Below are 23,820 nucleotides of genomic sequence, written 5' to 3'. Positions count from 1 at the left end.
GCAGAGGATAAATGAATCAATGAGGCCCCTAACGGCCCTTGCGTTGCGGCGAAAGTGAATAGAGGTCTGGCTCGGGAATTTGGGTGGCCCTGGCTTCATTCAGCATCACGGCCAGCTCCGGTCCGGACGGTACGACGGCAAAGACTGTGTGTTCCGGCAACTGCTCGGGAGGCGCATAAATATCCAACTCATGCGGAAAAGGAACATTGAGCACGCGTGTGTCCAGGTAAACGACACTCTGGCCATTTACCTGCATGACCTCATGAAAATGGATCTGGTTCCAGGGGTTGTCCTTTTGCCGGAAGGAACTGAGTTGGTCATCTGCGTAAAAATCGGTTCCGGCCAGGCTAACCACCGGCCAGTCGTTGCTATAGGTGCTGCGCCAGCCCGGTTTAACATGGTCCATTAGCTCATTCATTCCTGCCGGATCCATTGCACCGAAAGGACGCAGCCAAAATAATTGGGTGTTGTCCTTCTCATGGTATTGGTCCCACCGGCCCTGGTAAATACTTTTAGTAGATGTATCGTATACCAGTTCGAGGTGGTCCTGCAGGTCGATCATATCAAAATAATCTATTTTATTTGAGGGGTCGGCGGCTTCAATCAGTTGCATGGTACATGCGTTCACCAAAAAATCCGTACCCACAAGGGTGATGACCGGAAAAGGTCCTGTGTAATCCGTTAAAGTTTTCATGATTGCTAATTTTATCTGTTAAATCCCTGGGCCTTCCGCGGATATTCCGCCCCGGCCGTTTGGTTGATCGGTATCACATTTTCCGGTGTGCCCGTTTCCAGTGCGTTTTCTTCCCCGATTATTTCGCCTTCTTCAGGCTCCATCAGTACGCCTTGCGGTGCCTGGCTTTCCCTGATCTTATCGCTGATTTCTTTTTCCAGCCGTGCCAGTTCCTTTTTTAGTTCGGCCAGTTCGGGTTCCTTTTCAAAAACCCTTTGGGTAATCTGCTGCAATAAGGGTAGTTCCTTTTCAATTTCGATGAATTGCTTTTCATACTTTTCCCGCAGCGGTACGATACGGTCGATGGCATTGAGGTAATACCTTGCCGCCAGCTTTGGATTATCAATATTGGGATGTCCGTTGTTATACAAGTATTTGATGCCGGTCTCCGGGCTTTCTGCAAACAGGTTATTCTGGTATCGGTATTGTACCATGCCATCCTGTTCAAAAGGCTCCCGTTCCCTGCGTACATAAAGCTCAAAGCCATAAAGGCTGCCGATCTTTTTTTCATCCGGTTGGTTCTTTTCCGGCGCCCAGTGTTGATAGCGGTCAAGGATCATCCGGCCGATTGCTTCCGGTTCAGCAGATGCGGCACCATCCAGTTGGATCAGGTTCACTTTGGCACCTTCGGGATCATGCTGCAACTTTCCCTTGTAGGCAGTTTCATCAACGATTAGCTTTGAAAGGGTGGCGCTGACTTTTAGTTTTTCCTTCTCCAGGTCGTCAAGCCGGTAGCGGTTACGTGCTACTTCCTTATAGTGCGCCGATTTGAAGCCTTCCAGTACCGCTACTTTCTTTTCAATCTTCGTTTTTTCCAGTAAAGAGGTATCGCCGGAAAGAATGGCAATGTATTCTGAGAAGTTCATGCCGCTTTTTTCATCGATAGCGCCTTCATCCAGTGTGCGGACATTCAGCTCACAGTTCTTCATTTGGGAGATGAACGTCTGCTTGTTTTTTAGTAGGTTAAATTTGTAATTGTCAAGCGATAATTCGGTCGCGTAGATGTAGCCCTGCACCAGGTTGCCGTAGAAATTTTTGGCCAGCCAGTTACCCGGACGAGCATACCTGCCGTCGCGCTGGTCGAGGTCAGAAGGGCGCCACGGGATGTCAAAATGATGGAGCGCTACGCCGCGCTTCTGCACATTGGTGCCGGTTCCCAATTTTTCGGTGCTACCGATCTGGATGCGAATATCCCCGTTGTTCATCCTGCGGAACATTTCTGGTCGTTGTTTATCTGACCAGTCGTGAATGAAGGAAATCTCATGGGCAGGTATGCCGAAATCCCGGACCAGCTTTTCTTTCAACGCATCGTAAATATTGAACTCGCCGGACTTTGGTGTGCCGATGTCCGAGAAGATCACTTGCGTTCCCCGTTGTGGGGTGCTTTCCCGGTAGATTTCAGCCACCTTTCTGGCGCAGACATTCACCTTATTGTTAGGGTGGTCGCCGTAACCCGGATCGATGAGCCGCATATCCGCGGCCATTTTTTTAGCGTAGTTGGTCGCGATCAGCATGCGGGCATTGTCTTCTTCTTGCGTAAGTGGCGCCCTGCCAAGCAAAGTGGCATCACCGTTTTTGGCAAAGGCCATCAGGCGCTTAATAAAATCCTGTTGGTCCGGCGTAGGAGCGATATTGACCAGGTGCTCCTGTATTTCGGGCCGGTCGAGGCTGATATGCCTGGCTGTTTTATAGTCCGTGATCTCATTATAAAAAAGGGCAAGCTCCGGGACTTTGATGAAATGGCGGAAGCGTTCCTTAGAGATGATCTCGTTGGTAACAGAAAACTCGAAATCGACCGTTTTCCGCGCATAGACCGCAGCCCAGGCATCAAAATTTTCAATGCGCTGTCTTTCCAATTCCTTTGGCCGCAGGTATTTAAATATCAGGTACATCTCTGTCAGGCTGTTAGAAATCGGGGTGCCTGACAGAAAGGTCACGCACAGGTCGGCGTCAAATTTTTGTTGCAGCGTCCTCACGGCGAACAACATATTGAGTGCTTTTTGGCTGCCTGCAACATTTCCCAAGCCGGCTACGCGGCTATGCCGGGTGGTGAAAGTGAGGTTTTTGAACTTATGCGATTCATCCACAAATAGGTGATCGACGTTCATTTGTCCGAAATTGACCTCGGCATCCTTGCGGTTCTCGATCCGGTAAAGCACCGCGTTCAACTGGTTCTCCAGGTTATTTTTTCTTATTTCCAACCCCTTGAGCATTTTACGGGAAATTTCACCGCCCATGTCTTCCAATGTTTGCAGGTCCAAATCCACGTTATCCAGTTCGATCTGCAATATTTCCTTTTGTATTTCCGGCGACTGCGGGATCAGGCCAAACTGGTCATGGGTCAGGATCACACAATCCCAGTTATTATTTTTGATCTGATGGGAAAGCACCTGTCGCCTGGCCGGCGTAAAGTCATTTTCGCCGGGTGCAAGCACCCGGGCTTTAGGATACGCTTTTCGAAAAGTATCCGCAATCTGGCTGACATTGGCCTTCATCGCAAGGATCATCGGTTTGTGAACAATGCCAAGGCGCTTCATTTCCATTGCTGCCAGCACCATGATCAGGGTTTTGCCGAGCCCGACTTCGTGGTCGATCAGCGCGCCGCGATTCTGTATGATCCGCCAGGTGGCGTCCTTTTGGGACGGGCGGAGTTCGTCATCTCCTAACACGGCCTTCCTGTCGAGGCCGGGAAAAGTCAGGTGGCTGCCGTCATATTCACGCAGTACATAACAGTTATAAGTTTCATTGTACAGTTGCTCCAGCTGCATTTTTTCAACGTCCGGCAGTTCCTTCAGCCATTCCACGAAACGCTCGCGGATGATCTCGATCTTCTGGTGTGCAAGCTGTATAGCGTCATTATCAGGAACACGGACGATCTCCCCGTTTCGTTTAACCTTGTAGGAAAAAGTCGGTGACGTGTTTTCCAGCGCATGTTCCATCAGGGTATGCGCATTCATCTTATTGCCGGATTTCGGCGAAATGGTGAACTGGCCGTCAGTAACTGCGTTGCCTTTTTTGTACGATACTTTAAACGTATCCTGTGAAGTAAAATATTCTACACGGGCTTCCAGTTCAAACAGCGACTGCGTAAAGCGCCGGTAGTAGTCTACCGGGATCCAGCGCTCGCCGAGGTTAAAATCGAGCAGTTCAAATGGAATTTTGTCAGGCTGAACACGGCGAATAGCAGCGAGGCTGCGCGCAAGCTGCAGGTCATCCGGTTCTGCCTGACTGGCCGGGACCGCTTCAGCCAATTTGGCGACGACATTTCCGGACAAATAAGCGTCCGTTGTTTCCCAGGTCTTTGAAGCTGGGTTTAGGATGATCTGCCGTTCCAACTGCCGGATGATCTCGCTCTCACTTAGCGCAGTTACCTTGCTGATATAGGCAAGGTCGACGTAACCTCTGTCATTTAGGCATCTTGCCAGCGCCTCTGCCGGGTCATTGGTCTGCAGATCTTCCTGTTGCGGGAAAACAGGTCCGCTAAAAATATCTGCCTTGATCCAGGTGTCGTTCTCCCGGCGTTCCAACGATGAAAGAATCAGGAAGCCGAAGGCTGCATCGTCCAGCAGCCGTGAGCGGTTAACCGTTTTGTTCAGTTCGCCGTATCCGTCAACCAGTAGATCATAAGCCCGGTTCAGTTCCGACCTTAGTGAGGGCTGCGCCTGTAAGGTGGCGGACTCCACTTCAGATAATTCGAGATAATGGTCCCTGAGTGTTATGTAAAGGCGGAAAAATTCTTTGTTTTGCTGTTCCTCAAAAGCCTTGAAATCCGCTTTGCCGTTATCAGGAGTATCGATCAGCCCGGTCTTACCCTCGTGGATAACCAGTGTATCCTTGATATAGAATGGTTTGACATCCCTAAAGGGGTTCGGCCGGTCAGGGCCCAGGCCGAATGCCGCTTCCAGGCTTTTGTCACCTTCATAGCGGTAATCGTGACCATAATATTTCAATTTGGCGGCAAGTGCCTTTAGCTCGAAACTCAGCGAGTTGCCATTGAGCCACTTATTGGAAAATTTGATTTCAGCAACATTGCTGTATAATTTATACAGATACCGGCCGCTGGGTTTTGCCTTAGCCGTAAGCATGATCAAACTTTCATGATCCGGCCGTGCTGTGGTACGGATGGTACTGATGAGCCGGGCCGTAGCCGTTTCTATTGTCGCTGCATCCAGGTCGGACAGGTAAGCTTGCGCGCGGTTATTGTTTTCCGCTGGTGCCTGGTCAAACAGGCCCAACTGAACCGTCATTTTCGCGGCCTTATTTTCCGGCACAGGTAAAAAGGTAAATTGCTTTGCGCCGCGTTCTGCCACCGTTTCGGGCGTTTGTTGCGAAGTCGCTTGTTTCTCCCATTGTGTTTTGATCGCGTTCCATCGGGTCAGGTTAAAATTGGCGTCAAGTCCTTCGGCAATCTGCTCCTGCAGCGGATTGCGCAGGTCCTCCATTTCACCATTATGCCAGATCATTTGCGAGGGCTGACCATACTGGTTGGTGCCGGGTCCGACCTCATCGGCCAAAATAAGTTCCTGGTGCCGTACCACATAGGTGTTTTGATGAAACTTTCCGGCTTCGTTCTCCAGTTCTGTGGTTTCCAGCAGTTGTTGCTCCGCTTCGGTAAAGGTTTCCTTCTGGTCGTTTTTCTGCACGATCAGGAGGTGGCTTGGCGCTTCTACATTGGCGCTATCCTTCATCAGGTTATCCGGTAAAATGGAAAGACTGATAAAGTCCGCAGACGTGAACAAGTGCTTCCTTGCTGTTTCATTGGATGGACTGTTCAGAAATGCATCGGTCGTCAAGAAAGCCAAGAGGCCCCCGTTCGCCAATTTATCAAGTCCTTTGGCAAAAAAGTAATTATGGATCTTAGCGGTTACCGGGCTTCCCTGATAGGCCGGGTCAAATACAGAAAAATTACCGAATGGTATATTACTGGCCACCAGGTCAGCTTGCCCCTTTTCTGACGCGGGTGTTTCTTCGAGCCCCTTAATTTGTACGCTTACGGGAAACGGCAGACTGGCGGATAATGCGCTAAGCACTTTTCCTGTCAATAAATCTTTCTCTACGGCATTGACATTTTCCAGCACGGGAAGCGAACCGGCTGCTTCTGTAATAAAAATTCCCGCACCTGCACTGGTTTCATAAAGCCGGTGCGGTGTAATCTTCTGCTCGCTCAATGCGTCATAAATGGCGGCGGGTATCATTGCAGGGGTGTAATAAGCGGTTAGTACGCTGTTCTTCATGGCATCAACCGCTTCTTTATAATCGGCATCTGCCAGGTGTTCCCTTAAGAGATCATGCAGCTGCATGATTTTCGGGTACAGGCGGATATCGGTATCTGATACTTTACGTTTAATCCAAACTTCACGGTCGCCTATTGGATGCAGCACCGCTTTAATGCCGCCAAAACCGGCGTAGCTTTTTAGGGCGGCCAGCTCCGCTGCAGTTAATGAACGTTTGCCATCCCAGGTCAGCGCAATACGAATGGCCTCGATATTACCGTCCAATTTTTGAGCAACATTAAAACTCATTTTCCAATTCTCCTTCCAGGTATTCTGCTATTGTTCCGATCACGGCGTAGCGAAGCATCCGACTGTCCTCCTTATCGGGGAAGCCGAAATGTTGGAATACATCCGTACAGGCAGCAGCAAGATTGATCAGTTCATAAATCAGTATGCCGGAGCCGCTGAACCGCAGGAAGGTTTCTTCAAACTCTTCCCGCATTACGCTAGCGACATAGTCGTACCGCGTCGGGGTGATTGCATCACAGAGCGTTTCTTCCGGGTCGCCGGGCACCAATAAAAAGCTATTGAGATAGTCCGTGACCCGGTGTTCTTCCTGGAGCTGCAGGTATAATTCCGGGTTCAGCTGCATCAGGCGGAGATGCAGCCGGTCTATTAATATATTCATCAAGGAAATTTTAAAAGGTCAAAGTCCCGGTACTATTGGGGCAGAGGGATCATATCCGCTTCTAACACATTTTTATAGGATATTTCGAGATTGATCACCCGTCCGGAGAGCTGCTTTTCGTTTAGTTCGATATGTAGTTGCTTATTACCGGGAAATGTGAATTTTTTAAATACGAAAACGTTGCGGTAATGCTTCTTAAAAAAGGGGATGTTAAATAGGACCAGATCGGGTTTGATTTCGAAGGATTGTATGGTCGTCGCTTTCGTGACTTTTTTATCTTCGATCTTAAACCGCAGTTCATCGATCTCGTATTTAAGATTGGTGCCGTTTTCATAACCGAGATCAACAAAAATGTAATCGCCGAGCGTGTAGATATGGTTAAGGTTTGCCTTGATGCCGAATGCGGACGATTTTTGCAGATGCTTTTCCGGCTTTTTGTTGACCAGTAAAGCCGCGTAGCTTTTGAGTTCCTCCTGTGATAGCGAAACGCCTGGAAAGTCAATTGGCCGTGTTTCATCCGGCAGTATCTCGATATCCGTTTCTACCGCACCGCCGTTCGCCGGCGAAAGAATGACGCGGTATTGGGCGATATATTTTTCACCTACAATAGTTACCACTGCGTCTGAATCTGGTCCTTTCGGATGACCCGCTGAGTCTGCGAGGCATTTAATGCGAAGAATATTTTTTACGGGCAGGTCGCCAGATATGCTTTTGGTAGAAATATCCACGTACTGGATCGGGCCTGGCGAAATGAAATGGAGGGAAATATTTGCAGGCAGGTAAACTACCGGCAGTTCCGATTTCTTTATTCCGGTAGCGATATTGAGTTTCTGGGCATAAGTTTGTAGAGCCGTCAAGACGATGACAGCGAACAGCAATAATCTTTTCATAACAATAATGTGTTTCGTGTTTTATAATCCGCTTACTGGTTTTGCTCATTCTGAAGCGCCTGCGAATCGATTAAATAGATATAGGAATTGTATTTGACCTTGGCTTTGTTCTTCCGGATCGCCCCGGCAATGGCCGAGGAAGTGGATTCGAAAATCTTGTCCACCGAACTCATCAGCAGTTGGCTGCTGGCTGATGTGGAGCCGCTGCCACCGTCAATGGTGATCCCCTGGATCGTATTGGTGCCGAGGTCCTTGGTGAAGTCTCTGAAAGCCGATTCCGGAACATAAAGCCCAGGGAGCCCGTCCATATCATAAATATCCAGTTTAACCGGGAGCACGCGATTATGGTAAAATATTGACCTGACAGAAAGGGTCACGCGCTGGCCTGAAAAGCCGCTGATGAGCGCATATAAATAAGTGCCCTTATCAATCAGGATGTTTCCGGCTCTAATATTGTCGAGCAAGCGTAAGCGAATGCGGGAACTGACATAACCGGTGACGTCTTCGTCGATAACCGCCATGATCATATTCTCTTTGTTATCCGGCATGATGGTATTGAATTCCGGCGGGATATTTTCGCCTTTGCTGACGGAGAGTATTTTTTCTTTCCCTTGTTCCTGCTGCGCTTTTGCCAGTGCCGCCTGTTTTAGCTTTTCGGCCTTATAGGCCGGATCGTTCATTTTGTTCAGGCTGTCCATATAGGCCATCTGCTGTTTGAAAAGCTCCATGGGGTCTTTTTCTTTGCCTGTCGATCTGGGATTCGGGCCGTAATTAGCTATGCTTTGCTGCCTCCCGGACAGGCCCGAAAGCGCACTGGCAAGCGCCTTGTCCTGTGCTGATGCCCCGGTTTTATGGCTGCCGTATACCGCTTTATAATTGGAGCCGGCACCGTGACTGGCCTGTTGAACCGGGTTCATGCCATACCGCTGCTTCATCGCCTGGTCAATGGAATCCAGCATTTTTTTCTGCTGGTCGGTGTAATTGTTGTCGAATCCCGCAACGCTGGATTTCTCCCGCGGGATGTTATTCACGGCAGTATATCCATCGGCTTCCTTATAGGTGTTGCGATAGGCATCGAGCTTGCCAGTCAGCTTTTCCTTTTTCACATCATTGGAAACTTCGCCGACATTCGTATTGATCCCGTCCTGTTGTTTGGTTGCCGTTTTTTGCTTTCCCGCGCCGCTGTGGTAAACAGCAAAAAATAAAAGCAGGAATGGCAATATGAGTGCCGGCAACACGTATTTCGGTTGTTTTAAATTGAGGTTCTTCATTGCATTCGTTGATTAGTGATCGTTTTATTGAAAGTCCATAGCTTATTTGGGCAGGTTTAAATTCTTGTTGATGTTCTGCAGCCGGTCGAGTGCCTCCTCCAGCCGGACACTGTCTGCCTCCGATAGGAAGGGCTTTGCCATAGTGCTGTCGATAAACTTTTTGAGGCTGATTGTTTCCTTCAGTGCCGCTCCTGCCTGAATAATGCGCGAAAAGCCGTCACTTACGGGCCTGGGTTGTTCAGCCTCTGCGACGCTTTTTATTTTTACAGGCACGTCGCGCAAACGGAACACCGTAAAGGAAAGCACGAGCGAGATCAGCATCAGGCCGATCATGCTGCCAAAAAGGAACTTAGGATAGCGGCTGATAAAATTGCGCCAGCCGTGACCTGTCCGGTCAAAATAAACCCGGAACTCCTTTTTCAATTCGCTGAACACTGTGTCCTGCGGATCGCGGTTAGAATGTATTTTTTTGAACATCTTCGAGATCTTTGTTTTCTAAGGTTTTCCAATTGGTAATGAGCACCCCGTGCGGGTTGTTATCGCTGCGTGGAATATCTTTCAGGTAACCTTCCGTGATCAGCGACCGGGTGACGGTAGAGCTGCGCCGGTCTATATTCAGCTTTCCATAATAGCGGAAATAATGCCGGGGCATATCCAAAATGATCGAATCTGTCTGAAGGCTGAGTACAGAACTGGATGAGAGGATCGAATTGAAATAGCCATTTTCCTTGAGGTTGTTGTATTGTTCAACGCCCGACTCATCAATGAGGTACATCGCCTTTTTTAACTGGTATTCGATATACTTGTCATCCGGCGTCAGCGAGAAAAAAAGCGAATGGAACAGGTCTACATCAGCCCTATATTCCGCCGGACGATTCATCTCGATATCCGTCTGTTTGGCCATGATGGGGACGTTATTATCAAGGATGTAGATGCTTTTCTGTGCCGATGATACTTCACGGTAAGCAAAGGAACAGGCCACGATGGCAACAATAACAGAGGTTAAAAAACTGCCCAGGACGACGATGGTCGCCAGCCGGATCTTAGCTTCAATATTTTGTATGATCATAAGTTTAAATGAAAAAAGGCCGCCTGAATCGTCAGGTAGCCTTTTGGTTTAATTTATTTGAGTTTAAAAGAAACTTCCGCTGGCCTTACGGGCGACACCGACAACCGTTGCAGCGCCGCGGCCAAAGCTGGAGGTGGCGGAAGTTATACCGGAGGTAGATACGATCCAGGTGGAAATGCTCGGAACGGTAAACATGCAGATGGCGCCGATCAGAAAAGTAACGATCACTGTGCCGAACGATAAAATGCCATTGCCTGCAAAGACCGCCATCTTGGCCATGTCTGCTGCTGTGCCGTTCTGGCCGACCAGTTCCTGGTATTTGCTGATCTCGGAGGTCAGCGCATACTGTTCCATCAGGCCGCAGAGGTACATGATCAGGTAGCCGATCCCGGAGTATAAATTAACGGAGATAAAACGCGCGATCCAGGTCGTAAAGCTGTCGCGGAATGCGGGTAAAATACTGACCGCCACCGAGAATGGCCCAAGAATAATAAGGATGGATGCATAAATGATCTGGATCATAAATATCACGTACACCGCGATTCGTAGAATCCAGATACCTAAAAGCTCCAATAGTTGCGTGACCAGCAGCTGCATACCGATCGTTAATCGGTTTTTCAGTTCCAGTAAAGGCGAAACAACAGTAGAAATACCTTCCTTAACCGTGCTCGTTACCGAGTCCCATGCCTGGCCGTACCAGGTATCCGATTCTTTTTCCGCGACATCGGCCTGAGCCTGGTAGGTATACAGGGAATTGGCGACGGCCAGCATCAGGTTTGCGCGCTTAAAACGCAGGTCATCAACCGTGCTTTGTACGTCATCGAACCGCTGTTCGGTTTGGGCCGCGATCAGTTCAGTTGGATAGGCAACAGCGTGCGTAAAGGGACTCCACCAGATAATGATCATTGCTAAGCCAAAGGGCCGGAGCAACGGCATAATCTCCATTTTTTTGTCACCTACCATCATTTCATAACTCTTGATGGAAAAAAAGATGATCATGAATATGGCCGCAAGCGCCTGGGCGTCGACGATGAACATACTGAAGCTATTCCAGATAGAGGCCTGGAGGCCTTTCAGTAATACCCACATGCCTGAATCGTAAACACCGTCACCCTGCATAAACTGCAGGGAATGTTTATAGTTCGCGGTATCTATGGGCACCTGGCCATAGCTCGTCGCCGCGAAAAGCAGGAATAGCAGGCTTAATAAAAACATTCGTTTTTTCATTGGATTAATAGTTTGCGTTTTGAATGATACCGTTGGCGATCCGGATGTCGCTTTGGGGTGTCCAGTCCGGCACAGGCACTGTGCCTTTTTGTAATTGCTGTTGTTTGGCCGCTATGTCCAAAGTCGATTGGGCGGCACTTGTGCGGATGGCCCAGACACCCGCCAGCGTGCGGTATTCTTTCAGATACCGGTAATAAGCCATGATCCTGGAACCGCGGTCCATGTCGGTAGACCTTGCACCCTGTATCCGCTCCTTCAGCATATCCAACTCGTTTTTATACCAGTTGTAGAGGCCTTCGGAGACCAGTTTGGCGCTTACCTGCGGCGATAGCCCGGCCAATATGGTTACCATCGAATTATTGATGACGGGCGATAGCTGCTGGCTATAATATAGTAGCCACAATGGATCGGCGTCAGACAGCAGACCTGATTGACTGGCGATCTGTGAAAGCGCTGTGTTACGGAGGGTGTCGGAATGGAGTTTGTAATTATTATCAATGGTATTCATCGAACCCACTAATGCGAGGCGCTGCGTTTGTGGGCCTGTCGCGCTCAATGGACGCAGGTCCGTCTTGTGATAATTCGGGTCGAAAAAGCCCCATACCAGCCAGTAATAAGGATTCGTGTCTAAAAAGCCTTTGCCGGGTTTGAATTTGTTTTGGTCCCATTGCTGGAAAACCATTCGCTGGCTTTGATATTCGATCGCCTGGTCCTTAATTACTGATTGAGCGAACAAAAAGCGGGAGGCGGAAAATAAGAGGAGGGTCAATAAGTATTTCATTGTTGTAGGTATTTAGCGTTCTGTATGATCTGTTGTACAAAAAATTTATCGTGGTTGATATACCCCTGGAAAGGGTTGAGCGAAGCGACTATACCGCGTTGTTTCGCCCAATACATCGCGCGCCAGGTGCCATAAGCAAGGCCGTCGAGGATCTGCAGGCGCTGAGTGACCTTTTGGAGCAATTGGTCCCGGCTGTTGTAATCCGCCAGTACATTATCACCTGACTTGAGTATATAGCCGGAGACATCGCTGACCAGGCCGGCAGCTTTGACCCGCATCTCGTTTTGAATATTGCTCGCAAATAATAGCAGATAGGGTTCATCTTTCGCCAGCTCCAGCGCCTGGTTAAGGTAACTGACCATATCTCCGGTAATTACCGCCAGGTTTTTTACTGCAAGGCCGTCCTTTAAAGCCGAATTGACGTTAGATAAACCGTTATAGATGATGGCTTGCGCGGTAACCACCGAGCCGACATTAATATTAATATCGTCGATATTATTGTGGATTTTTCCCAGATACTGGTTGTGGGTTTGTTCCGCGCTGCTTCTGACCGCCTGGTTCGCCATGACGGACGAAAAATATTGCGGGTCAATTACGTATTGCTGCGCCTTCGCCCCCAAAAACCAACAGGATAGCGCGAAAAATAAGAATAGCTTTTTCATTGTTTCAGGTATTTAGCATTGCTAAGGATGTTGTCGATCATCGCCTTATCCTGGCTGATGAAGTTCTGGAAGGGGTCGAGGGCCCTGATGACCGCCGCCAGGTTATTGTATTGCAAAAGGTTCAGCATGTTCGCGGACAGCTCCTGTATGCTGCTTAATTCAGAGATGACATAGTCAAAAAGCAGCTTCCGGTCGGAGGCCTTCAATTGGTTAACATCGCCTAAAGAAAGTGTTAAACCGGTCACATAGCCCAGCAAGCTTTGCGCCTTGTCGACGAATTCAATTTGGGACCTCAGACCCAAAACAACGATGGCCGGATTTTTTGCTGTCAGCTGTACGATTTGTGCCTGGTTCCTGATGATCTGATCGACCATGGGTGTGGCGTAAATGCCAATATTTGCGATATTTATCGCTGTGCCCAGCGTATTGTATCGCTGTTGCAATGTCCGGTATGTATTTTTCAGTTTGGCAAGCAGCGTCAGGTTAGCTTGCTCATTCGCTGTTGCGGCAGCCTGCTGGTTACGGGCCTGTACCTGTAACTTATTTTCGGCCTTGGATTGATCGATCAACTGGTGCATGCCTACTACATCGATTGTACTTTGCTGACCGAAGGAAGGAGAAAGGTATAGGGCCAAAGGAAAAATGAGCACTAATAGCTTTCTCATTGTTTCAGGTATTTTGCGTTATTAATCACATCGTTGGCTATCCGGACATCCATGCTCTGCCAGGTTTCCCAGGGATTCAAGGAATGGAAAATGCCGCGCATTTTTGCCCAGTACATCGCGCGCTGCATACCGTAAGCTATGCCGCGAAGAATTCTCATTTCTGTCGCGATATGGTTGAGCAACTTGCCCCGCTCGCCGGAATCCATGAGGTTATTTCCTCCCGCTTTCAACACAAAGGCGCTCACATCGGCGGAAAGGGTGATCGCGCGGGTTTCAAAGTCACGTGCACCCTGTTCAGCAAACAGTAGTAAAACCGGATCTGACTGTGCAATAGTGATGGACTGCTGGACATCCTTTACAATGTCGGTGCCGCATTCGGCGATATCCTTGATCGTGGTCAGGTTATTAATTACGGAAGCTACTTCGCTCAGCCCTTTGTAGATTTTATTTTGCAGATCGTTTACGATCGTTAGCTGACCGGTAACCGCCAGTTGTCCCTTTTGGATCAAATTGAGGTTATTATTGGTGGTATTTAGCTGTCCGTTGATCACCGAACTGTTGACAAGGATGGCGGCGGAAGTGGTCGGGTCGACCACCAGTTCCTGGGCATTGGCGCTATGGATAAAAAAACATAGGCATCCTAAAAGAAAAAACGTTGCTTTCATAAATTATACGGATAAAAGGTGATAATTGATTGGTTTGCCGGTTTGATTAACCCGCTTAATAAAGTCGCCCAGCGGCAGTTTGGCTTCCTTCAGGTCATTCACGAAAGCATCCAATCCCGCCGGGTACGACCCATAGGCATTGGTGTAAATCTCAACCGCAGACTTTTCAGGCTTTTCCGTCGTGTAGGTCAAATACTGCTCGATCGACACTTCTATGCCATAAACCTCACCGGTTGCGCCGCGCCGGATATACACTTCCTTGAATCGCCCGCGGCCTTCCTTATTATCCAGCTTATTGATCGTGAATATCTTTTTCTGTTCAGTTTCGGTAATGGACAGGAGTTTGGCGATCTCCTTATAATTTTCTTTAAACTTGCTTTGGTCAAGGAGGATGATGGTATCAGAATTACTCAGAATGCTGTCTTTTACTACTGCGTTTCCTAAAATGTCCGCCAGTTCCTGGGTAACGACAATCGCTTCACCCCAAAACTTCCTGACGGTTTTATACAAATACAAAATGTATCCGGCCATGAGTGGTGAAGCGATCGCCTTCCACGCCTCTTCAATTATCAGGGCTTTACGCTGTGAACTGCGGTGCCGCATTTTCTGGATGAAAACGTCCATGATTATGAGGGTGACTACCGGAAACAAAATTTTGTTTTCCTTCACATTGTCAATTTCGAAGACAATAAAGGGTTCGGTAAACAGGGATTCATCGACGGCTTCGTTTAATATGGCATCATATTCGCCGCCCCTATAAAACTTTTTCAGCACATACCTAAACTCATCGAGGTCAAATGAAATGCGTTCCTCTCTTTTAATTTCCGGTATTTTAGCGATGGCGAATTCATAAAAGCTGTTAAAGCTCAGGCTGATCACGCGTGTCTGCTCAAATTTTTGTTGGGCCAGGCTGGTTTCATGGGCGATTGCCTTTTCGTATTCCTCCTGGAATACGGCCTGGTAAAACCGCTTTCTGTTAGTAGTGGTGTCCGCAAAAATGCCCGTCATATCCTGTGGGTCACCTGTTTGCGCGATAACCGTTTCCGGTTCATCTTCAGCGTCATCAGCATCGAAATAGCCTATTTCCAATCCTTCCAGGTCGCTCGCGGCGATGAAGTTGTTTTTGAACTCGCTGAATACGTGCCCGCGTATGAGGTTCACTTCCGGCTCGGTCAAACCAGGAAAGGGACTGCGGGCGAAATAACTACTGTAGTATGCCCCGATTACGTTAGCAATGACATCATGTTCAACCGGCGTGAGCACACCCTCGGCTCCTTTCCAGAGCAAGCCGATCAATGTGCCAAGGAAATCTTTCTTTTCGATATTATATTCCGCTTCCGTGATCTGGAAGGGGTTCATCGTAATCGGCTTCTGTTCCGTGTACGTGATATACTTGCCTCTATAATAGGAGCATAAGCCGGAATAAGAATGGCCGGTGTCGACGATGACCACGTCCATATTGTAAAGCATGTATTGCTCCACAATGGAATTTATAGCATAAGATTTTCCGGACCCGCTTGGCCCTAAACAAAATCGGTTTCTTGAGTTGATGCGTCCGGTCCGCATCGGCAGGTCCGATAGATCTATCCCGACTGGAATTCCTTGCCGGTCCGTAAACCGGATGAGAAAATCCGATGGTTCGTCTTTTTGCAATGTTTCTTTAAAAAAAAAGCAAATAGCCGCATCACAGGTAGTCAGGAACCAGTCGTAGTTTTTCAGTTCTACTGTATTCCCGGGCAGTTGTGTGCGGAACAATTCCAGTTGATTATAGGCGTTCTTACTCGGAATGATCCCTAATTGAAACAGCGAGCTCTCTATGAAATTGACCGCTTTTTGAATTTGTTCATTACCGGCGGCTATGGTTATATTAAAGTGACAGTTGACCAGCAATTGGTTATCCCTGGCCACATCGGTAAGCAGTTGGTCTATGTCCTCTACGCACAATGAATTTGCAGGATCGGGAATGCCTGAATGCCGTTTTTTCTTTAGCTCCAGTTTACGCAGTGTCATCACCTGGTTGGGAATTTCAATGACCTGGTTGTAAATGATGGTTTCAAATCCGGGGACCTTAAAAAGAAAAGACAGAAAATCGACCGGAAAGCCACGCATGGATTCCTGTTCATTCAGCTCGATATGGGTACCAACCTGCGTCGGCAAATCGATATTGTCGATATTGATCAGGCTAATATTCCTGATGGCGCGGTCACCCATTTTCAGTTCGACATCCGATGCCGCGAGGTTATCTAAAATAATATTGCCGCTGCTGAAATCCATAGAAAGGGTTCGCATGACCAGCGAATTGATTGCTCCTTCTTTGAGCACCTCGGGTCCGGCTTTCCCCAGTTCCAGGATATTTAATACTTTATCGATCGCCTGTCGGAAATCGGTCAGCAGTCTTTTATCATAAACATAGAATGTTCCCTTTTTTACCTGCCTGGTGATGGTTAAATAAGAACGTATTTCCACATAATCCCGCCCTGTAAAATGTTCAAAATAGCGGGATTGTAAATACTCGTCGGCTTTTTTGGCAGGGTAACTTTCACGGCTGAGCACATCCTGTTTTTGCAACAGGTAGCCGTCACCTAACACTTTAACAACATTGAGCAGCAGGCCGTGAAACTCATCATATCCCGAAGGCGCGGCGGAATAACGGATAACAGGGTTCGCTATTTTGATGACAACAGAATACTCGCCGTTTAGTCCTACGAGCAAATCAAAAGCGCCGCTTTTGTCTATGCCGATATACGGCATCTTAAAAACTGTTTTACTTGCCATAACGGTTTAATTTTTTGAAGTTGAGTTGATGGAGATAGATGCCGGAATAGCGGGTTTTTCCGTGCAGGCCGTGTTTTTGTTTCCCTGCAGTAAACAGAAGACCGCCGACAACGCTGCCGATGAGGACGATGGCTCCCAGCCACATGTTGATCAGGGACATTGTCAATGCGCCAAGTACCAGTCCGGCGAGCAAACAACCAAGGCCCCAATAGATGAATTTTCCTTTGAACCCGCGAAATACAAGGGGCTTTTGGAGCCCCTTGTAAACTGCAAATTGCTTCTCCATTAGGTTAGTCCGAAGAAGGCCTTAATGATCAATGCGGATACCACGAGAAACACGCAGCTGCCTCCCCATCCCATTAATTCCTTGTTGATATCCTGGTCCCCACTATTCCATTTCGAATAGACACGGATAGCCCCGACGATACCGACAATGCCGCCAATGACCAGTGCGATATTGGTGACCGGGCCGACATAAGTTTTAAGAGTGGAAGTTGCGGTGTTTAGACCGTTTACACCGTTTTGGGCAAAGGCAGACGCCTTGCACAGGATCAACAGCACTGCTGTTGCCCATAATTGTTTTGTTTTGTTCATTGTGTTATTGGGATTAAAAATTTGTGGCAAAAAAAAAGCGGCTTCCCGCCCGGGAACCGCCTCGATAAAAAGTATAGCAGGATGTTTAGATGCCAAATATGGCTCTCAGGAACATACCCGCCAGTACCATGAAAAATGCCGCGTAGAACCATGCGGCGATATCGGAATCAATACGGGGCTTGCCCATCTGCCAGTTATGGTAGATCTTCACCGCGCCGGTAATACCAAAGAGCGCGGCCATAACGAGCGCGCAGTCCAGCGCTGAAAAAAATGACGAAGACAATTGCTGCCTGGCCTGGTTCATTTCATCTATACCAGGCTGCGCAAATGAACCGTATGCCGTAAGGCATAATGCAACAAGTGCGGACGCCGCAGACAGGATCTTTTTCATACTTTAGAAGCTTACTGCCTTGGTGTAGATAAAGGATTCTTCCCTGGCATGATTGAATAGATTTTTGAGCGTAACCCCTCGGGTGGCAATAATCTCATTCTCTTCGCGCACCTTAGATCTTACGGCGGGATTTTTGACTTCGGCCGGTTTACCCTCGGTGCTCTTCGCGTCGGATTCAGGCACCAGTTGCATTGGCTGATGATTGTCGATAAAAGATAATTCATTGCCGGCCGCCGCTTCAGGGGGATGTCGGCCGGCTATCGAAACGTCGTAAAAAATATTGGCCAGGTAATACAAGAGGTATATACCGGCGATCCATAATATAAAATGTAACCAGCTCATTATTCTATGTTTTGAAAAAATTGTTTGATGATTGTTTTTAATTCGGGATGCTCGTTGAGCAGTTTGCGAACCGCGAAGGCAACGAACTTGGTCACGTCCACGCCGGTCGCCATTTTCAACTGGTTCATCGTCTGGGCGGTGCGTTCGTCAAACCTGGCATGTACCATGCTTTTATGATCTGAGTTGTCGTAAGCTCTGATGGCCTCCAGTATAGCGGGAATTTCCGGCGGCGCATTGTTTTTAGGGCTGATATCTCTGATGCCGGGCTGCTTCGTTTTTTTGGCCTGGCCGGAATTTGCGGGGCCGCCGATCTTACTGCGCAGCTGATCAGCCAGCGTTTTGATTTCGCTCATGATGTGTTGGATTTATATGTTCTTTGAATATTTTATCGAACACCGGTGAGATTACCGGATATACTGATAAAGGCGTCTGAAAAGTATTGGTACGCTGGAAGTCGATGCGGTCGGGAAGTGATTCGGTCACTACACCAAATTTTGACAATTGTTCATCTACCTCTATCTTGGTTTCGTACCTCACATTTGCTTTAATGCGGTTGGGTATATAAGTGATCTTTACTTTGGGATGGATACTCCGGAGCACAACGGAGAACAACACTGTAGATTCAAAGCTGAACTCATCGTAAGCAAAAGGGCAGATCACCAGGTCAGCCGATTGAAATACCGGGATCAAGCCATCATCGTCGAGTTTACCAGGCAGGTCGATGAGTACAATCTGTTCGCCGTTCGCATTTAACACTTCCCTAATATCCGGGTAGACGTCGAGATTGGCAGCCAGTACCTGGTAGGGTTCAGCGTTCTCGAGTATTTTAGCCTTCTCGAATTTTTGAGCGATGCTTTGCTGATAATCCATATCAAGTATCGTTACAGCGCATTTTTTGGCCAGCGTTAAGTAGTTCGCCAGCAATAAAGTAAGCGTACTTTTTCCCGCTCCACCTTTTTGGTTTCCAATGATTATGACCATGATTTTTGATTTTGACCCTTAGCGGGTATTGGTTCTTGCTTTTTTCTTGCGCCTGCGGTTACGCCCGTTGATTTGCTCGTCGTCAATGTCCTCCGCGATCGATACCGGCGGGATATAATCCAGTTGCCGGTACAGTTCTTCTGATACCTCTGCATACTGGCCGTAAGCCTCCGCGAAATAGGTGCGGTCCTCTGCTGATAATAATTCATCTATAGGAATAGCAGTTCCTGTTTCATCTGTCAGGTGATAAAAAGACCCTGCCTTATCCACCCGTAAACCCTGGTGACGCAGTCCCTGTGCCAGGTCGGGATAATTGTGAAGCGCGGCTTTCAACAAGGCGCTGTAATAATCTTTTTGTTCCGGCGTGGCCGGGTTCAGGCTTGCTTTTTTGCGCTCAGGCTTATCTCCCTGCACTCGCTTTTCATTCGGACCTTTCCGGAGATCCGATGGATTGCGGGAGAGCAGCGCCTTTAGTGCCAGTATTTCGCTGCCTTTAAAGACGGCCTTATTTTTATGATCTATTACGGTGTAACCATAAGGCGGTTTACCCTGGTCCGCATGAAATATAAATAAGATGCCAAGCCGTTTGCTCAGGTATTCGGCCAATTCGGAGGTATATGTTTTCCCCGGTTTTGATAATCCGCCGGGCAGTGGAATAGTTTTAATTTGTGGGGTTACGTCCTTCTGCTTGCTGTATTTGGTGATAATGGCCCGCAGTTGTTGGATCTGTTTCTTGTTTGGCGCATAGTCCGCTATCCTTTCGGTTACTTTATCCAGTGGAACTTCAGCCAGTTTATGGCCGAATTTGATAACTTCAAACCGTCCAGCTGTTTCCTTTAAAACATACCCCTGACTTTCCAGGATCATTATAAACTGTGCCTTCGTTGAAAAGCGGTAAGCTAAAGCTTTGGCAATATCCTGTTTCACGGTTTCACCTTCGTCAAGACCGATGATTTTGTTCAGGCGGCGGACCGCATTGATATGCTCAAAATTGCTGTCTATCTTTTTTCCGGCCCTGTCAACCCGGGTAGTGACCATATGCACATGGTGATTACTGGTGTCTTTGTGAAAGACAATGAGATAAGGCTGCCGGCCATAACCCATGCTGTCTAGCCAGGCAGTTGCTATTTCGGTCAGCGTGTACGCGTCATGTTCCTTTCCTTTAGCGGAAATGACGGCATGAAATTGAGGAAGCTTAACGTTTTTATTACCGGCCGACAATAGCTCCAGATAGTTCCGGTAATCCTCGGGCCGCACTTCATTGAATATCTGAAGAGGCCCGAACCCTGATACTTTCATGAGTTCACCCTTACCGTTGTCTACTTTATCCGTGTTATACCGTACTGCGGTGAACTTCGCGCCGGGATCGAAAATATGGACAATCATTAAAATGAATTCTTTAATACCGCATTTACTCGTTAGCTGTGCCAGTAGTGTCGGCCGGGATTTTCAAAAGCTCCGCTTCCGGCAGATCAATAATCTGAAGGGCGCCCTGCTTGTTTTTGTATAGCACCCGGTAACTGTCCGGCGGATTTCTCAGCGGGTCGCTGTCAGACAATACCAGAACGGTATCCCCGGTGAAGGAGAATACAGCATGATCATTTTCTTCCAGTTCGGTTGAATCGGTGTCCTCATAGAGGGCGACTCTTTCTTTCGGTGTAAACGGTTTGCTGTAACCAGCTTCCATGTCAGGTAAATTGTATTTATTCTGGTGAGAATCACTGAACCATAAGGTGAGGCCAATCGTTAACGCGATCACCGGTAGCATGAAAATGGGCAGCATGCCAATTTCGAAGTAATGTTTTGTTCTTGGTGCCATAAATTGAGTTTTATTGTAAATGGAAAGCCATCCTATCGGGCTACCCGATAAGTTTATAGCTGTATAATCAGGTACCATGCAATCAGCCAAACGGTATAACTGATGTGCCGTGTAACAAAGGTTTGCTGTATCTTGGGGACAATAGCGCTGTGTAAACCTATAACCCGGTAGCGTCATATCAAGTTACTTTATAACCCGATAACTTAATAGGTAAGTACCATTGTAATTGTAGAACCCGGTGTCATACGAACAAGTGAACGCGATAACAAAGTAGCAAGATCGCTTATAACTGAATAACCGGCTTACGGCACAGCAATGTAATTGCAGGACTGCAGATCAAATGACCAAGTGATCTTTATAGCTGTGTAACCGGACAGCTATAACATCGTTATGACCTAACGGATTAACTTAATAACGGAAGTGCGTGATAACGTTATAACTTATGTTCGTTATAACAAGATCTAAAGTTCTTTACCAACTTTACAGCCGGGTAACTAAGTGACGTTAATACTTTGTAACGATATACCGGCCTGTCACCTGCCCATTAACCTGATGATTTTCCTTAAAGCGATTTCCAGTTCCTTTTGTTGCCCGATGTAGTTTTCAAACAGTAAGTTGAATCTTTCCGCGACTTGTTCCCGCAGGATACCTTTAATTTTATGGATGTTGGCATAATGCGCCAACTGATTGATATTATTGCCCGCACGCCCCATCTCCGCCGCGATACTGTCAATGCTGGAAATAAGATCTTTGGCGTTGATCACCAGGCTGGAAGCGTTATTTAACAAACGCATCCGGACCAGGTCCGTCCTGCGGACACCTAATTGCTTTTCCAGTTCCAGTACCAGCTTAAATTCCGCTTCGGTAAACCGGGCATCAATCTTTTTGGTGCGCTTACCCTCGGTAAGCAGCGGTCTGCCCTTAGCATTTCTGGAAGCTGTCATAAGAGGAAATGAGTTGCGAATTTCCGATACTCCCTTTAAGTTCGCCAGGGGCAACTTAAAGGCAAGAGAATTTTTGGCGGTAAGAAAATGACCGTAGGGAATTTTTGTCCGACAAAAATACATCTTGCCGTTTGAAAAACGGAAATGTAGCTATGTATCATAGCTTCATTTTCCCCATCGAAACTGTCCATTTAATATCAATATGAATTAAATGAAATGTGTCAGCAAGCGTGCTTACTTATAAGCGTTTTCGTTTTACTTAAGCTGACGGGCCAGGGTTTCTAGTGAGAGCCTTTAAATAATCATTAAAATCATTGAAGCCTTTATAAGTCGCTGACAGGTCTTCGGCTTGCTTTAATGCTCGGATAAATTCAATGGATGCTTCGTGTCCCGCCTGATCACGGTCGAAGTATAGTTCAACATTAGCAAAATCTTTTGCCTTTTGCAGCGCTGCCTGAAACAACGAAAGTGTATTTAAGATCAATACGCTGGTGCTTGCTTGTTTATTCAGAACCCGCCAGCTGAGGTAATTAAAGTAGCCTTCGAAAATAACCAGCTTTCCTTCATCACCCGGCAGGTAAGTCATTGCTTTATGGCCCAGGCAACCTTTAAAGTATTTATTGCGGACTTCCCAGGCGCCAAATTCGTTTTGCCAGCCGGCGGCAAAGAAATACTTGCGTACTTTCTTCTCGTCTTCGACGTAGTAATAGATTTCCTTTAACAGTCCGCGTGCCACGTTCCAAACACAGCGTTCCTGTAAATACTCCGTAATAGCATAGTTATGCCCGAGGTCTTTGATATCCTCGACCTGGTAATTTGGTATTCTCACCGCATGGCGTCTCCGGGGCTTTTCAAAATCATTTGGCAGAATGACCCGTGTAACCCCACAGGTATCTTTGATCTTCTGCAAGGTATCCCGGAACGAAAGTCCCCAATATAGTTGAGCAAAATCAATCAGCGTTCCACCCTTACCCATGCCGTGGTCATACCAGACATTAAGCTGTTCGTTTACGGTAAACGAGGGTTTTGTATCGTTGTCCCGCAGCATGCTCAGGTAAAATAGCTCTTTACCTGAACGCCGGAAAGGGTTAAATCCCAGACGTTGTAAAAGATCGACCAGGGAAATCTGTTCCTTAATCGCAGATGCGTTCAATAAATCATCCATGTTATGTTGGTTTAAATGATGTAGCCTGAGAGATGACCAGTGCTTGAGAAGCGAATCCTAAAGGCATTGCAATATTTCCTTTGACCTGATAATGGCCTCGACTTGCATGCAGTCCAACCGCCACGATGCCGATAAATCGCCATCCTTTCGCGCGGTGATCAACCCTTCATTAATCCAGTGCTCAATATTATTCCGGCCGTAAAGGCGGAAAGCTTCGGCCTTGGTGAGGTATGGCTTTATTTTCCCGGTTTGGATGAGTGCGGCTTTGGCGCCAAGGGCAGCTGCCTGCTGGAGCATTAGTTTTAATTGGTGTTGAGTGATCTGGATTTCCATAATTTCTTAAATAAAAAAGCCTCTATAAACATTGCTGTCTATAGAGGCTTTTAAGATTCGGGACTACCTGCGTAAGTATCTACATACCTCGTCCAAACGGACTGCCTGTGGTTCATTGCCGAGCGGCGGGTCTGTACACGTACAGATCTGCGGCTTGCAACTGCTCATCAATTTCCGGCTCAGCGCCGGATAATGCTTCATCCCCCAATGTCAAAGAGCAGTAAGCGTTGAGCTTACTTCCTGTCAGCCACCGGCTGATAGGTTATTCTGTTGCTGGAAGCGGCAATTCGTTCCAGCTTAGTTCTGTCAAGCATTTTTTTTGGAGTGCTGCCGGAAAGGGCAGTAGGAGTAATCAGTCCCTCCGAAATCCACCGATCCACATCACAGCGGCCATACAGCCGGTAAGCCTCAGCCTTGCAGATGGCGGCGGGTAAACCGCCACATGCCGCAATTGCTTTGCCGGCCCCGGTCAGGGCAGAAGTGAGCAGGATGTGAGTGAATTCTTTCAGCTTCATGGGGACAAAGCAAGGGTTTAGGAGAAGGCAAAAACAGGGAAAGGGGGTGAAAAAAAGCTTTCACCCCCTTAGAGAACTCATTTATAAAAATCTGATA

The 23,820-nt window shown here is 47.6% G+C and carries 25 protein-coding genes; all 25 read right to left on the bottom strand.

Translation table 11 applies throughout. From position 1 onward, the window contains the following. Nucleotides 1–28: 28 nt before the first annotated feature. The 25 genes from BLS59_RS25125 to BLS59_RS25000 all read right to left on the bottom strand — a co-directional run bounded on the left by BLS59_RS25125 (nucleotide 29) and on the right by BLS59_RS25000 (nucleotide 23,723). Entirely contained in the window at nucleotides 29–694 is a 666-nt protein-coding gene (locus BLS59_RS25125) for a hypothetical protein (protein ID WP_091154241.1), read from the bottom strand. 11 nt (nucleotides 695–705) lie between these two features. Then, complete coding sequence (locus BLS59_RS25120) at nucleotides 706–6,255, bottom strand: helicase-related protein (protein ID WP_143014238.1); 5,550 nt, start codon at nucleotides 6,253–6,255, stop codon at nucleotides 706–708. Continuing rightward, on the bottom strand, nucleotides 6,245–6,634 hold the full coding sequence (locus tag BLS59_RS25115) for a hypothetical protein (RefSeq protein ID WP_091154238.1): 390 nt from the start codon (nucleotides 6,632–6,634) through the stop codon (nucleotides 6,245–6,247). Before BLS59_RS25115 ends, BLS59_RS25120 begins: the two co-directional genes overlap by 11 nt. A gap of 32 nt (nucleotides 6,635–6,666) precedes the next feature. Continuing rightward, nucleotides 6,667–7,524, bottom strand: a complete 858-nt coding sequence (traN, locus tag BLS59_RS25110; protein ID WP_091154235.1) for a conjugative transposon protein TraN — start codon at nucleotides 7,522–7,524, stop codon at nucleotides 6,667–6,669. Between the two features lie 32 nt (nucleotides 7,525–7,556). Next, nucleotides 7,557–8,795, bottom strand: a complete 1,239-nt coding sequence (traM, locus tag BLS59_RS25105; RefSeq protein ID WP_091154232.1) for a conjugative transposon protein TraM — start codon at nucleotides 8,793–8,795, stop codon at nucleotides 7,557–7,559. A 42-nt stretch (nucleotides 8,796–8,837) separates the two neighbouring features. Then, nucleotides 8,838–9,272, bottom strand: a complete 435-nt coding sequence (locus BLS59_RS25100; RefSeq protein WP_091154229.1) for a hypothetical protein — start codon at nucleotides 9,270–9,272, stop codon at nucleotides 8,838–8,840. After that, complete coding sequence (traK, locus tag BLS59_RS25095) at nucleotides 9,250–9,864, bottom strand: conjugative transposon protein TraK (protein WP_091154225.1); 615 nt, start codon at nucleotides 9,862–9,864, stop codon at nucleotides 9,250–9,252. Before traK ends, BLS59_RS25100 begins: the two co-directional genes overlap by 23 nt. Nucleotides 9,865–9,927: 63 nt before the next feature. Beyond that, the gene (locus tag BLS59_RS25090) at nucleotides 9,928–11,091 is read right to left on the bottom strand and encodes a TraJ family protein (protein ID WP_091154221.1); all 1,164 of its coding nucleotides are present in this window, start codon (nucleotides 11,089–11,091) and stop codon (nucleotides 9,928–9,930) included. A 4-nt stretch (nucleotides 11,092–11,095) separates the two neighbouring features. Next, nucleotides 11,096–11,872 carry a hypothetical protein gene (locus BLS59_RS25085; RefSeq protein ID WP_091154218.1) on the bottom strand — a complete coding sequence of 259 codons (777 nt, stop codon included), beginning with the start codon at nucleotides 11,870–11,872 and terminating at the stop codon, nucleotides 11,096–11,098. Next, nucleotides 11,869–12,534 (bottom strand): hypothetical protein, encoded by a 666-nt coding sequence (locus tag BLS59_RS25080; protein ID WP_091154214.1) that lies wholly within the window; start codon nucleotides 12,532–12,534, stop codon nucleotides 11,869–11,871. The genes BLS59_RS25085 and BLS59_RS25080 overlap by 4 nt, the downstream gene beginning before the upstream one ends. Next, complete coding sequence (locus BLS59_RS25075) at nucleotides 12,531–13,199, bottom strand: hypothetical protein (protein ID WP_205411348.1); 669 nt, start codon at nucleotides 13,197–13,199, stop codon at nucleotides 12,531–12,533. The genes BLS59_RS25080 and BLS59_RS25075 overlap by 4 nt, the downstream gene beginning before the upstream one ends. Next, on the bottom strand, nucleotides 13,196–13,864 hold the full coding sequence (locus BLS59_RS25070) for a hypothetical protein (RefSeq protein WP_091154211.1): 669 nt from the start codon (nucleotides 13,862–13,864) through the stop codon (nucleotides 13,196–13,198). Before BLS59_RS25070 ends, BLS59_RS25075 begins: the two co-directional genes overlap by 4 nt. A 3-nt stretch (nucleotides 13,865–13,867) precedes the next feature. Then, entirely contained in the window at nucleotides 13,868–16,639 is a 2,772-nt protein-coding gene (locus BLS59_RS32330; RefSeq protein ID WP_240315335.1) for a TraG family conjugative transposon ATPase, read from the bottom strand. Next, nucleotides 16,629–16,925, bottom strand: a complete 297-nt coding sequence (locus BLS59_RS25055; protein ID WP_091154207.1) for a DUF4133 domain-containing protein — start codon at nucleotides 16,923–16,925, stop codon at nucleotides 16,629–16,631. Before BLS59_RS25055 ends, BLS59_RS32330 begins: the two co-directional genes overlap by 11 nt. After that, nucleotides 16,925–17,233 (bottom strand): DUF4134 domain-containing protein, encoded by a 309-nt coding sequence (locus BLS59_RS25050; protein WP_091154494.1) that lies wholly within the window; start codon nucleotides 17,231–17,233, stop codon nucleotides 16,925–16,927. The genes BLS59_RS25055 and BLS59_RS25050 overlap by 1 nt, the downstream gene beginning before the upstream one ends. 85 nt (nucleotides 17,234–17,318) lie before the next feature. Beyond that, the gene (locus tag BLS59_RS25045; RefSeq protein ID WP_091154203.1) at nucleotides 17,319–17,624 is read right to left on the bottom strand and encodes a DUF4134 family protein; all 306 of its coding nucleotides are present in this window, start codon (nucleotides 17,622–17,624) and stop codon (nucleotides 17,319–17,321) included. Between the two features lie 3 nt (nucleotides 17,625–17,627). Then, a complete protein-coding gene (locus BLS59_RS25040; RefSeq protein ID WP_091154200.1) occupies nucleotides 17,628–17,966 on the bottom strand; it encodes a hypothetical protein in 339 nt (112 codons plus the stop codon). Beyond that, nucleotides 17,966–18,319 (bottom strand): hypothetical protein, encoded by a 354-nt coding sequence (locus tag BLS59_RS25035; RefSeq protein ID WP_091154197.1) that lies wholly within the window; start codon nucleotides 18,317–18,319, stop codon nucleotides 17,966–17,968. The genes BLS59_RS25040 and BLS59_RS25035 overlap by 1 nt, the downstream gene beginning before the upstream one ends. Next, nucleotides 18,294–18,947 carry a ParA family protein gene (locus tag BLS59_RS25030; RefSeq protein ID WP_091154193.1) on the bottom strand — a complete coding sequence of 218 codons (654 nt, stop codon included), beginning with the start codon at nucleotides 18,945–18,947 and terminating at the stop codon, nucleotides 18,294–18,296. Before BLS59_RS25030 ends, BLS59_RS25035 begins: the two co-directional genes overlap by 26 nt. An 18-nt stretch (nucleotides 18,948–18,965) precedes the next feature. Continuing rightward, nucleotides 18,966–20,333 (bottom strand): relaxase/mobilization nuclease domain-containing protein, encoded by a 1,368-nt coding sequence (locus BLS59_RS25025; RefSeq protein WP_091154189.1) that lies wholly within the window; start codon nucleotides 20,331–20,333, stop codon nucleotides 18,966–18,968. Between the two features lie 25 nt (nucleotides 20,334–20,358). Continuing rightward, nucleotides 20,359–20,766, bottom strand: a complete 408-nt coding sequence (locus tag BLS59_RS25020) for a hypothetical protein (RefSeq protein ID WP_143014237.1) — start codon at nucleotides 20,764–20,766, stop codon at nucleotides 20,359–20,361. Nucleotides 20,767–21,299: 533 nt separating this feature from the next. Next, nucleotides 21,300–21,710 carry a plasmid mobilization protein gene (locus tag BLS59_RS25015; RefSeq protein ID WP_091154183.1) on the bottom strand — a complete coding sequence of 137 codons (411 nt, stop codon included), beginning with the start codon at nucleotides 21,708–21,710 and terminating at the stop codon, nucleotides 21,300–21,302. Between the two features lie 259 nt (nucleotides 21,711–21,969). Beyond that, nucleotides 21,970–22,875 carry a toprim domain-containing protein gene (locus BLS59_RS25010; RefSeq protein ID WP_091154180.1) on the bottom strand — a complete coding sequence of 302 codons (906 nt, stop codon included), beginning with the start codon at nucleotides 22,873–22,875 and terminating at the stop codon, nucleotides 21,970–21,972. Nucleotides 22,876–22,932: 57 nt separating this feature from the next. Continuing rightward, entirely contained in the window at nucleotides 22,933–23,208 is a 276-nt protein-coding gene (locus BLS59_RS25005) for a hypothetical protein (RefSeq protein ID WP_091154176.1), read from the bottom strand. A gap of 233 nt (nucleotides 23,209–23,441) precedes the next feature. Next, a complete protein-coding gene (locus tag BLS59_RS25000; protein ID WP_091154173.1) occupies nucleotides 23,442–23,723 on the bottom strand; it encodes a hypothetical protein in 282 nt (93 codons plus the stop codon). Nucleotides 23,724–23,820 lie beyond the last annotated feature (97 nt).

The sequence above is a fragment of the Mucilaginibacter pineti genome (assembly GCF_900101875.1).
In the GTDB taxonomy this organism is placed as follows: Bacteria; Bacteroidota; Bacteroidia; order Sphingobacteriales; family Sphingobacteriaceae; genus Mucilaginibacter; species Mucilaginibacter pineti.
Note: the sequence above shows the minus strand (reverse complement) of the source record. Positions and strands in the feature narration are given on the sequence as shown.

What these genes read in the sequence shown, in the direction of transcription:
- BLS59_RS25115 (WP_091154238.1), bottom strand. Translation starts at nt 6,634, where the DNA reads ATGAATATATTAATAGACCGGCTGCATCTCCGCCTGATGCAGCTGAAC.
- BLS59_RS25035 (WP_091154197.1), bottom strand. Translation starts at nt 18,319, where the DNA reads ATGAGCGAAATCAAAACGCTGGCTGATCAGCTGCGCAGTAAGATCGGC.
- BLS59_RS25100 (WP_091154229.1), bottom strand. Translation starts at nt 9,272, where the DNA reads ATGTTCAAAAAAATACATTCTAACCGCGATCCGCAGGACACAGTGTTC.
- BLS59_RS25090 (WP_091154221.1), bottom strand. Translation starts at nt 11,091, where the DNA reads ATGAAAAAACGAATGTTTTTATTAAGCCTGCTATTCCTGCTTTTCGCG.
- BLS59_RS25015 (WP_091154183.1), bottom strand. Translation starts at nt 21,710, where the DNA reads ATGACAGCTTCCAGAAATGCTAAGGGCAGACCGCTGCTTACCGAGGGT.
- BLS59_RS25020 (WP_143014237.1), bottom strand. Translation starts at nt 20,766, where the DNA reads ATGGCACCAAGAACAAAACATTACTTCGAAATTGGCATGCTGCCCATT.
- BLS59_RS25050 (WP_091154494.1), bottom strand. Translation starts at nt 17,233, where the DNA reads ATGAACAAAACAAAACAATTATGGGCAACAGCAGTGCTGTTGATCCTG.
- traM (WP_091154232.1), bottom strand. Translation starts at nt 8,795, where the DNA reads ATGAAGAACCTCAATTTAAAACAACCGAAATACGTGTTGCCGGCACTC.
- BLS59_RS25070 (WP_091154211.1), bottom strand. Translation starts at nt 13,864, where the DNA reads ATGAAAGCAACGTTTTTTCTTTTAGGATGCCTATGTTTTTTTATCCAT.
- BLS59_RS25030 (WP_091154193.1), bottom strand. Translation starts at nt 18,947, where the DNA reads ATGGTCATAATCATTGGAAACCAAAAAGGTGGAGCGGGAAAAAGTACG.
- traK (WP_091154225.1), bottom strand. Translation starts at nt 9,864, where the DNA reads ATGATCATACAAAATATTGAAGCTAAGATCCGGCTGGCGACCATCGTC.
- BLS59_RS25005 (WP_091154176.1), bottom strand. Translation starts at nt 23,208, where the DNA reads ATGGAAATCCAGATCACTCAACACCAATTAAAACTAATGCTCCAGCAG.
- BLS59_RS25085 (WP_091154218.1), bottom strand. Translation starts at nt 11,872, where the DNA reads ATGAAATACTTATTGACCCTCCTCTTATTTTCCGCCTCCCGCTTTTTG.
- BLS59_RS25055 (WP_091154207.1), bottom strand. Translation starts at nt 16,925, where the DNA reads ATGGAGAAGCAATTTGCAGTTTACAAGGGGCTCCAAAAGCCCCTTGTA.
- BLS59_RS25125 (WP_091154241.1), bottom strand. Translation starts at nt 694, where the DNA reads ATGAAAACTTTAACGGATTACACAGGACCTTTTCCGGTCATCACCCTT.
- BLS59_RS32330 (WP_240315335.1), bottom strand. Translation starts at nt 16,639, where the DNA reads ATGGCAAGTAAAACAGTTTTTAAGATGCCGTATATCGGCATAGACAAA.
- BLS59_RS25010 (WP_091154180.1), bottom strand. Translation starts at nt 22,875, where the DNA reads ATGGATGATTTATTGAACGCATCTGCGATTAAGGAACAGATTTCCCTG.
- BLS59_RS25075 (WP_205411348.1), bottom strand. Translation starts at nt 13,199, where the DNA reads ATGAGAAAGCTATTAGTGCTCATTTTTCCTTTGGCCCTATACCTTTCT.
- traN (WP_091154235.1), bottom strand. Translation starts at nt 7,524, where the DNA reads ATGAAAAGATTATTGCTGTTCGCTGTCATCGTCTTGACGGCTCTACAA.
- BLS59_RS25025 (WP_091154189.1), bottom strand. Translation starts at nt 20,333, where the DNA reads ATGATTGTCCATATTTTCGATCCCGGCGCGAAGTTCACCGCAGTACGG.
- BLS59_RS25000 (WP_091154173.1), bottom strand. Translation starts at nt 23,723, where the DNA reads ATGAAGCTGAAAGAATTCACTCACATCCTGCTCACTTCTGCCCTGACC.
- BLS59_RS25120 (WP_143014238.1), bottom strand. Translation starts at nt 6,255, where the DNA reads ATGAGTTTTAATGTTGCTCAAAAATTGGACGGTAATATCGAGGCCATT.
- BLS59_RS25080 (WP_091154214.1), bottom strand. Translation starts at nt 12,534, where the DNA reads ATGAAAAAGCTATTCTTATTTTTCGCGCTATCCTGTTGGTTTTTGGGG.
- BLS59_RS25040 (WP_091154200.1), bottom strand. Translation starts at nt 17,966, where the DNA reads ATGAGCTGGTTACATTTTATATTATGGATCGCCGGTATATACCTCTTG.
- BLS59_RS25045 (WP_091154203.1), bottom strand. Translation starts at nt 17,624, where the DNA reads ATGAAAAAGATCCTGTCTGCGGCGTCCGCACTTGTTGCATTATGCCTT.